Consider the following 14169-nt stretch of genomic DNA (forward strand, 5'->3'; position numbering starts at 1 on the left):
CCTCCGACACCGGATCGGCCCGCTCGCGCCCGCCGGTCAGGGCCGCTCCGAGGCTCCAGCGCGAGGAGCGACGTGACCGAGCCGACCCCCACCACGACCGCCTGGATCCGCCCGCCCGCGCTCGACCTGGTCGCCGGGATCGGCCGCGGCATGGGCGAGCTCGCCGAGCGGATGGGGATCCTCTGGCACGAGCTCACCCCGCAGCACTCGGTGGCCTCGATGCCCGTCGAGGGCAACCGGCAGCCGGTCGGCATCCTGCACGGCGGCGCGCACGTCGTGCTCGCCGAGTCGATGGGCTCGATCGCGGCGAACGTGCACGCCGGCGCGGGCCGCCTGGCGATGGGCATCGAGCTGAACGCGAGCCACAGCCGGTCGGTCCACTCGGGCTTCGTGATCGCCACCTGCGACGCGATCCACCTGGGCTCCACCCTCACCACCCACGAGATCGTCGTGCGCGACCAGGAGGGGCGCCGCCTCTCCACCGTGCGGATCACCAACATCATCCGCGACGCCCGCTGACGGGAGCGGACGGGTCCCCCTCGCGGGAGCGGAGGGCGACGACCACGCCCAGGACCGCGACCGCCGTCGGGACCGCCCGTGCCTGCGAGCGACGGGGGATCGACCGGTCGGCCGCGCCGCTCGGGGACCCGGCACCGCGGCGAGCGGCACTGTCAAGCGACGGCGCGCGACTGTGCCCGGTGGTGCCCGAAGGGCGACACTGAGCGGATGAGCCTTCGCCATCTCCTCAAGAGCCTCCCGTCCATGCCCTCCGAGCTGCCCTCGTTCGATGCGGAGGCGGCTCCGGCCGATCCTCTCGAGCTGTTCGCGCAGTGGCTCGAGGAGGCGAAGGACGCGGGCCAGCTCCTCCCCCACGGCGCCACGCTCTCCACCGCCTCCGACGACGGCACGGTCTCGGCGCGCGTGCTCGTGCTGCGCGAGATCGACGAGGCGGGCTGGGCGTTCTCCACCCATGCCACCAGCCCCAAGGGACGCGCCATGGAGGAGAACCCGCACGCTGCGCTGACCTTCTTCTGGCCGGTCCAGGGCCGTCAGGTCCGGGTCGAGGGCCGGGTCGAGCGCGCCTCCGCGCAGGAGTCGGCCGACGACTTCCGCCGCCGCTCCGAGGCCGCTCGCACCGCCCTGCTCGTCGGACGCCAGAGCGAGCCGATGCGCAGCGCGCAGGACTTCGGCCTCGTCACGCTCCAGACCAGTGTCGCCGTGGGCTGCTCGCCCGCGACGCTCGACCGGGAGTGGGCCGTCTACCGCGTCGTGCCCGAGCGCATCGAGTTCTGGCAGGGCTCGACCGCGCCGGAGCAGGATCACACCCGTCTCGAGTACCGCCCGGGAACGACGGAGGCGGGCGGCTCCCCGTGGGAGCGCACCCGCCTCTGGCCCTGAGGCCGTGGGCCCTCGGGCCCGGCCTCGCGCTACGCCTTCTTCGTGCTCAGCTGCTCGATGATCGCCTGCGCGACGTCGTGCATGGTGAGCCGACGGTCCATGGAGGCCTTCTGGATCCAGCGGAACGCCTCGGGCTCGGTGAGCCCCATCTTCTCGTTGAGCAGGCCCTTGGCGCGGTCGACGAGCTTGCGGGTCTCGAAGCGCTCGACCATGTCGGCGACCTCGGCCTCGAGGGTGAGGATCTGGGCGTACCGCGAGAGGGCGATCTCGATCGCGGGCAGCAGGTCGTTGGGCGTGAAGGGCTTCACGACGTAGGCGAGCGCTCCGGCCTCGCTGGCGCGCTCGACGAGCTCCTTCTGGCTGAAGGCGGTGAGCAGGACGACGGGCGCGATGTGCGCCTTCGAGAGGCGCTCGGCCGCCGAGATGCCATCGAGCTGGGGCATCTTGACGTCCATGATGACGAGATCGGGGCGCAGCTCGGTGGCGAGGGCCACAGCGGTCTCTCCGTCGCCGGCCTCGCCGACGACCTCGAAGCCGTTGTCGCGGAGGATCTCCACGATGTCGAGGCGGATGAGGGATTCGTCTTCGGCGACGACGACCCGACGGGGTGCGGTCGACGAGGGTTCCTGGTCAGTCACGCCGATGAGCCTACGGTATTCTCGACGGGCTGGTGATGAGCCGGTGTGGCGGAATGGCAGACGCGGGGCACTCAAAATGCTCTGTCCGAGAGGGCTTGTGGGTTCGAGTCCCACCACCGGTACCCGCCTGGTCGCGCGGTGCGCGCCTCCGCTCGCTAGCGTCGTCGGATGAGCACCGACCCCTGGCCCCTGTTCTCGCTGGAGCTGCGCACGCCGCGGCTCGAGCTTCATCCGGTCCGCGACGCCGACCTCGGCCCTCTCGCCGAGGCAGCCCTCGCGGGCGTGCACGAGAGCGGCCGCTCGCCGTTCCCCTCCCCCTGGGCCGAGGCGCCGGCGGAGCGCCTGCCCGGCGAGCTCGCCCGCTTCCACTGGTCGCAGCGCGCGCAGACGACGCGGGAGTCGTGGCGCGTCGCGTTCGCCGTGGTCGAGGACGGCCGGGTCGTCGGCTGCCAGGACGTGGTCGCCGAGTCCTTCGCCGCCACCCGCACCCTGGCCTCGGGCTCGTGGCTCACCCGCTCGGCGCAGGGCCGCGGCCTCGGGCGGGAGATGCGCGCCGCTGTGCTCCTCCTCGCCTTCGACCACCTCGGAGCCGAGGTCGCCGAGAGCGCCGCCCTCGCCTGGAACACCCGCTCGATCCGGGTCTCGGAGGCCCTCGGCTACCGGCCGAACGGGACGCACCGGATCGTCGGTCCGGACGATGCGTCGGTCGAGGAGCTGCGGTTCCGCGTCACACCGGAGACCCTGACACGGCCGGAGTGGACGCTGGAGGTCTCGGGGATCGACGCCGCACGGGCGGTCCTCGTCCACGACCCGCTCGGTCCGCCCTCCCCCGTCTGATTCACCAGAACATCGTGCCCGGCGAGCCCTTGAACGGACCGACCACGCGCGAGGTGATCCAGCCGCCGTAGAAGTCGCCCGGCTGCGGCTGGACCGTCTCGCCGTCGACGGTGCAGGAGTCCATCCGGCCGGGGTAGAGGGCGACCGTGTCGACGAGGGCCTCGAAGCCGTCCATCGGCTCGGGGTACGTCCAGCCCGCCGCCTCCGCGACCGCTCCTCCTCCCCCGCGCACGGTCAGGTAGGAGGCCGCGCCCTTGAACTCGCAGATGCTGCTGCCGGGCGCGGGCTCGAGCGCCCCGGGCGCGAACGAGGACACGGGGAGGTAGTAGACGGGAGGGTGGCTCGTCTCGAGGACGCGGAGAGCGTCGCGGGACTCGGCGACGACGACGCCGCCCAGCCGCACGACCACGTGCTCGGTGGTGGTCTCGACCCTCGGGGGTCGCGGGTAGTCCCAGACGGATTCCTGGCCCTCGGCGGGCGGCACGCGCTTCATCCCGCTCACGCTACGCGGCGGGGAGCGGTGCTCCGGCGCCTCCCAGAGGATGCCCGGGCGGACGCCGCGGCTCCGCAGATCCCCGCCGCCGGGACGCGCGGGGGCCCCGGTCGCGTAACGTCGTCCCTGCGGCGGAACCCCGAGCCCGCGCGCAGAAGGAATCCAGAGTGCCCACCGAATGCATCCACGGCCTCGACATCGCGCTCTGCGACGTCTGCACCCCGAAGAAGCTCCCCGAGCAGGTCGGCCGTGCCACCCGCGCCCCCGCGCGCGTGCCCGGGACCTCCCGTGCGGCCACCGCCCGTGCCGCCGCCCGCGGCACGGCGCGCGAGAAGCCCCTGCCGAAGGTCGACATCGCCGCGCAGCGGATCTACCACGTCACCCACCTCGACAACCTCGAGGCGATCGTCGCCGCCGGCGCGATCCTGGCGGACCAGCAGCTCCAGGAGCGCCCCGCGATCGACGTCAGCGCCGAGACCACCCGCGAGCACCGCCGTGCCGTGCAGGTGAAGGACGGCGTCAGCGTCGCCGGCTTCGTGCCCTTCTTCCTCTCCCCCGACGCCGCCCTCTGGGCCGACCTGCGCGGCGAGCGGGTCGCTCCGCACTGGTCGCCGAGCGCCCACGAGACCACCGCCTCGCAGTACGTCGTCCTGGTGGGCTCGCTCGCCTCCGCCCCGGTCCTGAGCGACGGCGACGCCTCCCACGTCCTCACGCGCTTCACCGAGGGCGACGCGCTCGTGCGCACCTTCGCGCGCCTCCTGGTCGACGAGCCGGCCCTGCGCAGCGCCGAGGCGCTCGTGCCCGAGCGCTTCCCGCTCGAGGGCGTCGCGACGGTCGGCGTGGCGTCGGTCGCCGCCCGCAACCGCGTCAAGGCTCTCTTCGAGGGCATCGACGCCTCTCCCCGCGTCGCCGTCTACCCGCCGTGGTTCCACCCGGTGGCCGAGGAGGAGTGACCCGGCGCTAGTCGGCCTCGAGGAGGTCGAGGCGGTCGGCCAGGTACCGGCGCAGCGGCATCAGTCCCTGCTCGCCCAGACCGGGCGCCCAGCGCACGAGCACCTCGGAGCCGCGCAGGGCCAGCGGCTCCTGGCCCGACTCGAGCGCTGCGGCGTCCAGTGCGAGGCGCCGCCAGCCGTAGTTGACGATCTCGCCCTCCTGGAACGGACCGTCGAAGGCGGCGCGCCGGATCTCGCGGCGCGCCTCCTGCGACTCGGACTGGTTGTTGGCGTGCAGCGGAGCGACGGCACGAGTGACCGATCCCGTCGCGAGGAGCTCGCCCTCGCGTCCGAGGAGCACCACGCCGAGGCGCCACGCGCGGGTCACCGGCGCCATCACCGGCTTGCGGCGGAAGCCGAGGATCGCGCGCGGCGTCCGCAGCTCGGCGACGGCCTGGTCGGCGATGCCGCGGGCGTCGAGCTCGGCGGAGACCTCGCGCAGGAGCGCGGCCAGATCGGCGGCGGCCTGCTCGGCCCCGGGTGCTGCGGGCATCACTCCTCCTCGGCTCGTCCCGCCAGCCTACGGGCGCGGTGTGCACCGGCCACCCCGCTCCGCACCGCTAGCATCGCCTGACGACACCGAGGAGGACGAGCGATGCGCGTCATCATGATGGGCCCGCCCGGCGTGGGCAAGGGCACCCAGGCGGCCGTGCTGTCGCGCGAGCTGGGGGTGCCGGCGATCTCCACCGGCGATCTGTTCCGCGCGCACGTCGCCGACGGCACCGACCTCGGACGGCGTCTGCGGGCGCTCGTGGAGGCCGGCGAGTACGTGCCGGACGAGCTGACGAACGCCCTGGTCGCCGAGCGCATCGCCGAGGAGGACGCCCGGGAGGGGTTCATCCTCGACGGCTACCCGCGCACGCTCGCCCAGGTGGACGCGCTGGCGGAGCTCCTCGAGGAGCGGGGCACGCCGCTCTCGTGCGTCGTGCTGCTGACGGCCGACGCGGACGTGGTCCTCGAACGGCTGCACGTGCGGGCGCAGGAGCAGGACCGCGCCGACGACGACCCCGAGGTGGTGCGGAACCGGATCGAGGTCTACGAGCGCGAGACGGCTCCTCTGGCGGAGGTCTACGACGAGCGCGAGCTCCTGGTGCGGATCGACGGCTCCGCCTCGCAGGACGAGGTCGCCGCGAGGATCATCGCGGCGTGCCGGCCCGAGTGAACCGACCCGCCGCGACGCGGGGTCAGATCGCCGAGGCGAGGACCTCGTCGAGCTTGGCCGAGGCCTCCTCGTCGGTGCCCTTCAGGGCGAGCGAGAGCTCCGACACGAGGATCTGACGCGCCTTGAGGAGCATCCGCTTCTCGCCGGCCGAGACGCCGCCCGCCTGCTCGCGGCGCCACAGGTCGCGGACGACCTCGCTGACGCGGTACACGCTGCCGCTGGCCATCTTCTCCTGGTTGGCCTTGAAGCGGCGGGACCAGTTGCTGGCCTCCTCCGCGACGTCGCTGCGCAGGACGTCGTAGACCGCCTGGACTCCGGCGTCGTCGATGATCTCGCGGACGCCGACGAGCTCGGCGTTCTCGACGGGGAGGGTGATGGTGAGCTCGCTGGTGTGCACGTTCATCGTCATGAACGTCTTCTCGACGCCCTTGACCGAGCGCTTCTCGAGCCCGGTGATCGTCACCGCTCCGTGGTGCGGGTAGACCAGGGTCTCGCCGACCTCGAATGTCATCATGTCGTGCCTTTCGTCGTGGGGCGTGGTGGGAGTGAGGAGTCCAGGGGGCGCAGCGGCGCCGCGGCGAGCCAGGCCGGGAGCAGCGCGACGAGGTGCTCGACCAGCTCCTCGTCGGTGCCGTCGAGGGAGCCGGCGAGCCAGGCGCCGACCACGGAGAGGACGCCGCCGGCCGCGAAGACCGCGGTGAGCTCGGGGTCGACCGCTGCGGGGACGTCGACCCGGGCGAGCACCTCGCGGTGCAGGGCGAGCGCCGTGTCGAGCACGGCGTCGTCGGAGGCGACCCGGGCGGAGGCCCGCGCGCGGAGCCGGGCATGGAAGGCGTGGCGGTCGACCAGCCGCTCGACGAGCCGCGAGTAGCCGCGCTGCAGGGCGTCGGCTCCGGAGCGGTCGGCGGGATCGCCCTCGGCGACGTCGGCGACCACGAGGTCCTGGCGGAGCAGCGCGGAGGCGACTCCCGCCGCGTCGTCGAAGTGGGCGTAGAACGAGCTGCGGCTGATCCCGGCCTCGCGCACGATGTCGCTCACCGCGATGCCCTCGGCCCTCTCGCCGTCGCTCTGCATGACGAGCCGCTCGACCGCGTCGAACACGCGGCGGCGGGTGCGCCGGGCTCGCGGATCGGCGGAGCCGAGCGCCGAGGGGGACTCCGCCGCGGGCACGGAGGCGAGGCGGGCGGGAGTCATCGACGTCAGTCTACCACTTCCCGGACAGGTGTACGGGAAGAGCGTCAGGCGCCGGTGCGCACCTGGTCGAGGCCGGCGATGCGGTCGATCGCGGCCTGCTCGCTCGGCGAGACCCGGCCGAGATGCCGGCCCAGGAACACGAACAGCAGGCGGTTCGCCGTGATCGCGGGCCACCACGGGCGCCGGAGGCCCAGGAGCCTCCGCACCTCGGGGCTGAGCGAGGCGACCGCGCCGGCGAACAGCAGCGGGTAGACCACGCCCGCCTCGCCCGGCAGCCGGATGTCGCGGAGGAAGCCGACCGCCTCGTGCACGCGTGCGTCGGGCTTGAGCTCGCCCGCGAATCCGGCGAGCTGCGCGCGGAGCTCCGCGACGCTCTCGGGCGGATCCTGCACTCCGAGCAGCCGGCCGGAGGCGGCCCACTCGCGCACGTAGGCGTCGGGGCCGCCGGGGATCCGTCCGCCCCAGATCTCGTGGGCGCCGAGGAACGCGTCGGTGAAGGCGTCGTGCACCCAGAGCAGCAGGCGGGGGTCCTGCGCCGAGTAGGAGCGCTCGCGCCCGCCGGCGTCCTCGTAGGAGCCGACGATCCGCTCGTGCACGCCGGTCACCCAGCGCGCCGCTCCGCTCGCCGCGGCGGTGTCGCCGAAGCTGGTGGTCAGGACCCAGCGGACCGTGTTGTCGAGCCGGCCCATCGGGTCCTCGCGGTAGCGGGAGTGGTCGTGGACACCGGCCATCGCTCCGGCGTGGAGGGTCTGCATGAGCAGAGCCCGCACTCCGGCGATCATCGTGGGCAGGCCGCCGTTGACCGCCCAGACCGCGCTGCCCGGTCCGAAGAGCCCGGCGTCGTCGCCCTTCTCGAGGGCCACGATCCAGTCGGCGCGGGGGCGGGGGCGGCGGCGTCTCATCCGCTCAGTGTGCGCTCGGATCCTGGGCCGCGCCTGGCCGTTCTGTCACCCTTCGTGGGGCCGTGGTCACTCGGCCAGCAGTTCGCGGACGTCGTCGGCCGACAGCGCCCGGGCGAAGAGCTCGCCCTCGTCGAGCACCGCCGTGCTGAGGCGGCCCTTGCGCTCCTGGAGGCGCACGATCTTCTCCTCGATCGTGTCCGTCGCCACCAGCCGGTACACGTTCACCCGCCGCTCCTGGCCGATGCGGTGCGCGCGGTCGACGGCCTGCGCCTCGGCCGCCGGGTTCCACCACGGGTCGAGGATGAAGACGTGGTCGGCCTCGGTGAGGGTGAGCCCGGTGCCGCCCGCCTTCAGGCTGATCAGGAAGACGGGCGCGGCTCCGGAGCGGAACTCCTCGATCACTCCCGCGCGGTCCCGCGTGGAGCCGTCGAGCTGCACGAACGGGATGCCGCGCCGACGCAGCCGCTCCCCCGCCCGCTCCAGGTACGAGGTGAAGGTGCTGAAGACGAGGGCCCGACGGCCTTCCGCGATCACGTCGTCGAGCTGCTCGACGAGCACGTCGAGCTTCGCGGACGGGACGTGCCGGTAGGCCGGGTCGACCAGGGACGCGTCGAGCGCGAGCAGGCGCAGGAGGGTGAGCGATCGGAACACCGTGAAGCGCTGCCGGTCGAGGTCGTCGACCAGGCCCAGGAGCTTCCGCCGCTCGCGCTGGAGGTAGCCGTCGTAGAGCACCCTGTGGGCGGGGGTCAGCGCGACCTCGATCGTCTGCTCCTGCTTCTCGGGGAGCTCCGGCGCCACCGCCTCCTTGGTGCGGCGGAGCAGGAACGGACGCAGTCGTCGGCGCAGTCTCTCGAGGCGGCGGCGCGCGCCCTCGGTGTGGCTGACGGTCCGTCCCTCGGACAGATCGGGCGAGGCGATGCCGACGGGCGCCTCCGCGTGCAGGATCGGCCGGGTGTACTCCTCGCGGAAGCGGCGCAGCGGCGGCAGGAGCCCGGGCGCCACCAGGGCGAGGACCGCCCAGAGCTCGTCGAGCGAGTTCTCCAGCGGTGTGCCGGTGAGCGCGAGCGTGACGGGCGCGCCGACCCCGCGGGCGGCCCGGTGCGTCTGTGAGGCGGGGTTCTTGACGAACTGGGCCTCGTCGAGGATCAGCGCCGACCACGTCCTCGACGCCCAGCGCTCGCCGCCGAGGCGCAGGACCGCGTAGCTGGTGAGGACCACGTCCGCGTCGGCCGGGATCGCGTCGAGCGCGCCCTCCCGCGAGCTCGCGACGACGTGGACGCGCAGGGCGGGCGCGAAGCGCTCGGCCTCCGAGCGCCAGCCCGGCACGACCGAGGTGGGGGCGACCACGAGGAACGGCGCACGGCGGATCCCGGCGCGGCCCGCCTCCTCGACCGCGTCGAGCATCATGGCCAGCGCCTGCAGGGTCTTGCCGAGACCCATGTCGTCGGCCAGGATCCCGCCGAGCCCGTGACGGAGGCGGTGCACGAGCCAGGCGTAGCCCGCCCGCTGGTACGGACGCAGCCGGGCGGTCAGGCCCTCCGGTGGCTCCACGTCCTCCGGCGACCCGGCGGCCAGCGCGGAGTCGAGCACGGCGCGCCACGCGTCGGAGGGGACGCTCTCGTCGGCGAGCTCCTCCAGCTCGTTCCACAGCCCGGCCTGGTGCCGGCCGAGCCGCGGTCCCGTCTCCCACTCCTCGAGCTCGTCCGCCCGGGTAAGCAGCTCCCGGAGCCGGTCGAGGCCGGGGTGCGCGAGCGAGAGGTAGGAGTGGTCGACCAGGCGGATGCGGTCGCCGCCCGCGGCCAGAGCGCGGAAGAGGGGCAGGAACGGCACGGTCGCGTCGCCGATGGTCACGACGACGCCGAGGTCGAACCAGTCGGCGCTCTCGGTGTCGACCGCGGTGATCGTGAGCGTGAGCGGTCCGGTCAGCAGGCGGTAGTCCGGGGCCGCGCCCTCGCGCTCGAGCCGGACCCCGCCGATCCCCTCCAGCTGCGGGAGCTGCTCCACCACGAACACCGCCGCCTCGGCCCCGCGCAGGACCGCGCTCGTCCCCGGCTCCGGCACGAGAGCGGACCCGGCCTCGCCGAGCACCGAGCGCACCCGGCGGAGCACCGCGCGCTCGAGAGCCGCGTCGGCCGTGCCGTCGAGCTCGCCCGCGCGATCGGGCGAGCGGCGCCAGTGCCAGCCCACCCTGACGGCGCGCCGCGGCTCGAACGAGACCGTGCAGACCAGGCGCGGGGGCTCCGGATCGTCCAGGACGAGGTCGACGCCCTCCTCGCGCACCGCGACGCGGCCGCGGAGGGCGGGGAGGTGCTCGCCGACGAACTCGGGCACGTCCTCCGCCGGGACCTCCGTCTCCTCGGGGTGGTCGAGGAGCCGCAGCTCCTCGTCGTCGAAGGGCAGGGACGCGGGCGCGAGCAGGAGCGAGGACGGATCGCCGCCCTCGACCGCGTAGACGCCGTGCCGGGCGACCGGACGCGCTGACTCGGGCGCGTGCTCCGCGCCGTCGATCCGCAGGACGGGCCGCAGCCGCAGGCCTCCCTCCTCGGCCGAGACCGTCACCGCCACATGCGCGGGACCGGCGAGACGGACCGCGCCCTTCTCCGGGGCGAGCAGCGGGATCCCGGCGGCCTGCGCCTGCTCGAGCAGCCGCCAGAGCAGCGGGCTCTCGTAGTCGTCGAGGTGGATCCAGTCGGGGTCCTGCCCGAAGTGGACGGTGCGCGTGGCGCGGTGCAGAGCCGCGAACTCGGCGAACCAGCGCTGGTGAGCGGGGTCGAGCGAGAGCCGGTGGGTCTGGAAGTTCAGCGACTTCCAGGTGAGGGTGGTGCGGTTCCAGGCGCCCCCGCGCCCACGGACGGCGGGGCGGGTGGCCAGACGGTGGTCGCGGCGCTCGTCGGGGTCGTAGGTCTTCGCCGTGACGCGCTCGCTCGCCGGCGCCCGCCACGGATCGTCGGCCCGGCGCACCAGCCGGCGCAGCTCGAACTGCAGCCCGATCGGAGTGAGGACGGTCGGCGACTCGGCCTCGGGGGGTCCGCTGAGCTCGCCGACGCGGGCGCGCCAGGAGGAGGGGGTCGACTCGGGAGGCACCGCCCCATGCTGCCACGCGCCGCCGACACCCCCGCCCGCACCGCGTGACGGGCAGAATCGGAGGATGACCAGCAGCGACTCCCCCGCGCCCACCGTCCTCACCCTCGGCAGCGAGAGCCTGCGCCTCGCCCTGACAACCGCCGGGGCCGAGATGACGTCCCTCCGCGACGACGAGGGCCGCGAGTACCTGTGGCAGGCCGGCCCGGAGTGGCGCCGGCACGCTCCCGTCCTGTTCCCGATCATCGGGCGCCTCCCCGGCGACACGCTGCACCACGACGGCGCGGACCACCGGATGGGGCAGCACGGCTTCGCGCGGGACCGGGTCTTCGAGCTCGCGGGCGTCTCGGCGGACGAGGCGGTGTTCCGGCTCCGGAGCGACGACGCCACGCGCGCGGTGTTCCCCTTCGACTGGACGCTCCTCATCGCCTACGCCGTGACCGGCGCCTCGCTCCGGATCACCCAGACCGTCGAGAACAGGAGTCCCTCTCCGCTGGGCTTCTCGCTCGGCAACCACCCGGCCTTCGCGCTGCCGCTGCCCGAGGGCCGCGGCGAGCACCGCATCCGCTTCGCGCAGCCCGAGCCGGAGGGGTACCGCCGCGCTCCGGAGAACCTGCTGCTCGAGGCGCGCCACCCGGCGCCGCTCGAGGACGGGGTCCTGACAGTGGACGACGCGCACTTCGAGGAGGGCGTGATGATCTTCGACGAGCCGCGCCGGCGGACCCTCCGGCTCGAGGCCGACAGCGCCGCCCGCGCGATCGTCGTCGACACCGGGGACTTCGACGTGGTCGGCGTGTGGAAGCCCGTCGGGGCCCCGTTCGTCTGCCTCGAGCCCTGGCGGAGCGTCCCGACCCCCGAGGGCTGGGACGGCGACATCGTCGACAAGCCGCGCCAGATCGTCCTCGAGCCGGGCGGCCGGCGGTCGCTGTCCTACAGCATCGCGCTGAGCTGAACGTCCTCGCGCTGGATCTGCGCGTCGAGCAGCTCGAAGCGGCGGATGATCAGCCCCTCGCGGGTGGCCCAGGGGCAGATCACCAGCGTCTCGATGCCGAGGGCGTCCATGGCCGCCTCCGCGACGAGAGCGCCCGCGAGCAGCTGCGGCGCCCGCAGAGCGGAGACGCCGGGCAGCGCTGAGCGGTCGGCCGCGCTGATCGCGGCGAGGCGGGCGGACCACAGCCGGAGGTCGACCAGGTGCAGCTTGCGGCGCACCAGCGGACCGGCGGCGCTCGGAGCGGCGCCGGTGATCCGCGCCAGAGACCGGAAGGTCTTCGACGTGCCTGCGACCAGGTCGGGGCGCCCCAGGGCGAGGAAGCCGCGGACGGGCTCCGCGAGCACCTCACGGGCGTGACGCCGGGCGGCCTTCACGCTCGTGGCCGAGGCGGGATCGCCGACCAGCAGGTCCCGCGTCACCCGCCCCGCTCCGAGCGGGACCGACACGGCGAGCTCAGGCACCTCGTCCACGCCCATCGAGAGCTCGAACGAGCCGCCGCCGATGTCGAGGTCCAGGATCGAGCCCGCGCCCCAGCCGAACCAGCGGCGCACGGCGAGGAAGGTGGCCGACGCCTCCGCCTCGCCGCCGAGCTCCTGGAGGTGCACGCCCGTCTCGGCGCGGACCCGGTCGAGGACCGCCGCGCCGTTGCCGGCCTCGCGGATCGCCGAGGTTGCGAACGCCAGCAGGTCCTCCGCGCGGTGCTCGCGGGCGACCTCGGCGGCCTCGGTCACGAACGCGATCAGCTCGCGCTGGCCCCGCTCGGTGATCTCCCCCGCCTCGTCGAGGTGCGCCACGAGAGCGAGGCTCCGCTTGTGCGAGCGGTAGGGCACCGGGCGGGCGCCGGGGTGCGCGTCGACGAGGAGCAGGTGGACCGTGTTGGAGCCGATGTCGAGCACGCCGAGTCGCATGGGTCCACGGTATCCGCCCGCGGAGGCGCGTCCCGCCACGCGGACCGCCGGGGAACGCCGGAGGGCCCGGCCGCTCGCGCGACCGGGCCCTCCGGGGGTGCTGGACTCAGTGGTCCCAGTTCTCGGCCCTGTCGGCCGAGCTGGACGAGCCGACGATGTGCACCCGCATGTCGTTCGTCGTGCCGGCGCGCCCGGGGGGCGATCCGGAGACGACGACCACGGTCTCGCCCGCCTGGGCGAGGCCCTCGCGGAGCAGCACCGCGTCCACCTGCGCGAACATCGCGTCGGTGTGGTTGACGCGCGGCGTGACGAAGGACTGGACGCCCCAGTTCAGCGCCATGCGGCGGCGGACGGCCGGCTCGGGGGTGAAGCCGATGATCGGGATGCCGTGGCGCAGGCGCGTCATGCGGCGGACCGAGTCGCCCGACTCCGTGAACACGCAGAGGAACTTCGCCTCGACGAACTCCGCGACCTCGGCGGCGGCCAGCGTGACCGATCCGCCCTGGGTGCGGGGCTTGCTGCCCAGCGGGGGGATGCGCTCCAGGCCGTGCTCCTCGGTGGACTCGACGATGCGGGCCATGGTCTGCACGGTGACGACGGGCCAGGCTCCGACGCTGGTCTCGCCCGAGAGCATGACCGCGTCCGCGCCGTCGAGGATGGCGTTCGCGACGTCCGAGGCCTCGGCCCGGGTGGGGCGGGGGCTCTCGATCATCGACTCGAGCATCTGGGTCGCGACGATGACCGGCTTCGCCCAGCGGCGGGCGAGCTCGACGGCGTGCTTCTGCACGATCGGCACCGCCTCGAGGGGCAGCTCGACGCCGAGGTCGCCGCGGGCGACCATGATGCCGTCGAAGACGTCGATGATCTCCTGCAGGTTGTCGACCGCCTGCGGCTTCTCGATCTTGGCGATGACGGGAGCCTTGCGGCCCTCCTCCGCCATGATCTCGTGCACGCGCTCGATGTCGCTGGCGTTGCGCACGAAGGAGAGGGCGATGATGTCGGCGCCGAGGCGGATCGCCCAGCGGAGGTCGTCCTCGTCCTTCTGGGAGAGGGCGGGGACGTTGACCGCGACACCGGGCAGGTTGATGCCCTTGTTGTTCGAGATGTTGCCGGGGACGACGACCTCGGTGACGACCCGGGGGCCCTCGACGGCGGTGACGCGGACAGCGACCTTGCCGTCGTCGATGAGGAGCATGTCGCCCGGGTTCACGTCGTCCGGGAGGCCCTTGAACGTGGTGCCCGAGAGCTCGCGCGTGCCGAGGACGTCCTCGGTGGTGATGGTGAAGACGTCGCCCTCGGCGAGGGCGTACGGGCCGCCCTCGAACTTGCCGAGGCGGATCTTCGGACCCTGCAGGTCGACGAGGATCGCGACCGCGCGCCCGGCGTCGTCCGCGGCCTTCCGCACGATGCGGTAGATGCCTTCGTGGACGTCGTAGCTTCCGTGACTGAGGTTCATGCGGGCCACGTCCACGCCGGCGTCGATGATCGCACGAATGGTCTCGTACGACGACGTTGCCGGGCCGAGGGTGGCGACGATTTTCGCTCGTCTCATTGAGGGGGTGCTCCGTTGTTC

The 14169-nt window shown here is 73.8% G+C and carries 15 protein-coding genes and 1 tRNA gene; 7 read left to right on the forward strand and 9 right to left on the reverse strand.

Annotated features, from left to right (window positions below; translation table 11 throughout):
* Positions 1–72: 72 nt before the first annotated feature.
* Together C5C25_RS08915 and C5C25_RS08920 are read left to right on the forward strand one after the other, a co-directional pair.
* Entirely contained in the window at positions 73–519 is a 447-nt protein-coding gene (locus C5C25_RS08915) for a PaaI family thioesterase (protein ID WP_374953047.1), read from the forward strand.
* A gap of 207 nt (positions 520–726) precedes the next feature.
* Complete coding sequence (locus C5C25_RS08920; RefSeq protein ID WP_104232645.1) at positions 727–1398, forward strand: pyridoxal 5'-phosphate synthase; 672 nt, start codon at positions 727–729, stop codon at positions 1396–1398.
* A gap of 29 nt (positions 1399–1427) precedes the next feature.
* Here C5C25_RS08920 and C5C25_RS08925 read toward each other — a convergent pair whose 3' ends face one another.
* Positions 1428–2036: an ANTAR domain-containing response regulator gene (locus C5C25_RS08925; RefSeq protein WP_104221889.1), complete on the reverse strand. Its 609-nt coding sequence runs from the start codon at positions 2034–2036 to the stop codon at positions 1428–1430.
* Positions 2037–2075: 39 nt separating this feature from the next.
* On the opposite strand from C5C25_RS08925, the gene C5C25_RS08930 reads away from it, so the two are divergent.
* Positions 2076–2158: transfer RNA gene (locus C5C25_RS08930), tRNA-Leu, on the forward strand.
* A gap of 46 nt (positions 2159–2204) precedes the next feature.
* Positions 2205–2873 (forward strand): GNAT family N-acetyltransferase, encoded by a 669-nt coding sequence (locus C5C25_RS08935; RefSeq protein ID WP_104250370.1) that lies wholly within the window; start codon positions 2205–2207, stop codon positions 2871–2873.
* A gap of 1 nt (position 2874) precedes the next feature.
* Here the strand turns inward: C5C25_RS08935 and C5C25_RS08940 are convergent, their stop codons facing one another.
* Positions 2875–3366, reverse strand: coding sequence for a DUF427 domain-containing protein (locus C5C25_RS08940; protein WP_104250371.1), 492 nt, complete (start codon positions 3364–3366; stop codon positions 2875–2877).
* 167 nt (positions 3367–3533) lie between these two features.
* On the opposite strand from C5C25_RS08940, the gene C5C25_RS08945 reads away from it, so the two are divergent.
* Positions 3534–4319 (forward strand): DarT ssDNA thymidine ADP-ribosyltransferase family protein, encoded by a 786-nt coding sequence (locus C5C25_RS08945; RefSeq protein ID WP_104221883.1) that lies wholly within the window; start codon positions 3534–3536, stop codon positions 4317–4319.
* A gap of 7 nt (positions 4320–4326) precedes the next feature.
* Here the strand turns inward: C5C25_RS08945 and C5C25_RS08950 are convergent, their stop codons facing one another.
* Complete coding sequence (locus tag C5C25_RS08950) at positions 4327–4851, reverse strand: hypothetical protein (RefSeq protein ID WP_104232649.1); 525 nt, start codon at positions 4849–4851, stop codon at positions 4327–4329.
* A gap of 102 nt (positions 4852–4953) precedes the next feature.
* Between C5C25_RS08950 and C5C25_RS08955 the strand changes: the two genes are divergently transcribed.
* Complete coding sequence (locus tag C5C25_RS08955; protein ID WP_104250372.1) at positions 4954–5520, forward strand: adenylate kinase; 567 nt, start codon at positions 4954–4956, stop codon at positions 5518–5520.
* A gap of 22 nt (positions 5521–5542) precedes the next feature.
* Here C5C25_RS08955 and C5C25_RS08960 read toward each other — a convergent pair whose 3' ends face one another.
* From C5C25_RS08960 to C5C25_RS08975, 4 genes are all read right to left on the reverse strand, one after another.
* Entirely contained in the window at positions 5543–6031 is a 489-nt protein-coding gene (locus tag C5C25_RS08960; RefSeq protein WP_068257183.1) for a CarD family transcriptional regulator, read from the reverse strand.
* Complete coding sequence (locus tag C5C25_RS08965) at positions 6031–6714, reverse strand: TetR/AcrR family transcriptional regulator (RefSeq protein WP_104221877.1); 684 nt, start codon at positions 6712–6714, stop codon at positions 6031–6033. The genes C5C25_RS08960 and C5C25_RS08965 overlap by 1 nt, the downstream gene beginning before the upstream one ends.
* Before the next feature lie 44 nt (positions 6715–6758).
* Entirely contained in the window at positions 6759–7616 is an 858-nt protein-coding gene (locus C5C25_RS08970; protein WP_104250373.1) for an oxygenase MpaB family protein, read from the reverse strand.
* A 66-nt stretch (positions 7617–7682) separates the two neighbouring features.
* Entirely contained in the window at positions 7683–10700 is a 3018-nt protein-coding gene (locus tag C5C25_RS08975) for a DEAD/DEAH box helicase (RefSeq protein ID WP_104250397.1), read from the reverse strand.
* A gap of 64 nt (positions 10701–10764) precedes the next feature.
* On the opposite strand from C5C25_RS08975, the gene C5C25_RS08980 reads away from it, so the two are divergent.
* Positions 10765–11649: an aldose 1-epimerase family protein gene (locus C5C25_RS08980; RefSeq protein WP_104250374.1), complete on the forward strand. Its 885-nt coding sequence runs from the start codon at positions 10765–10767 to the stop codon at positions 11647–11649.
* Here C5C25_RS08980 and C5C25_RS08985 read toward each other — a convergent pair.
* Complete coding sequence (locus C5C25_RS08985) at positions 11628–12596, reverse strand: exopolyphosphatase (protein ID WP_104250375.1); 969 nt, start codon at positions 12594–12596, stop codon at positions 11628–11630. The genes C5C25_RS08980 and C5C25_RS08985 overlap by 22 nt on opposite strands.
* 106 nt (positions 12597–12702) lie before the next feature.
* Positions 12703–14148: a pyruvate kinase gene (gene pyk, locus C5C25_RS08990; protein ID WP_104250376.1), complete on the reverse strand. Its 1446-nt coding sequence runs from the start codon at positions 14146–14148 to the stop codon at positions 12703–12705.
* Positions 14149–14169 lie beyond the last annotated feature (21 nt).

Origin of the sequence: Rathayibacter sp. AY2B9, from assembly GCF_002931595.1 — a bacterium.
In the GTDB taxonomy this organism is placed as follows: Bacteria; Actinomycetota; Actinomycetes; order Actinomycetales; family Microbacteriaceae; genus Rathayibacter.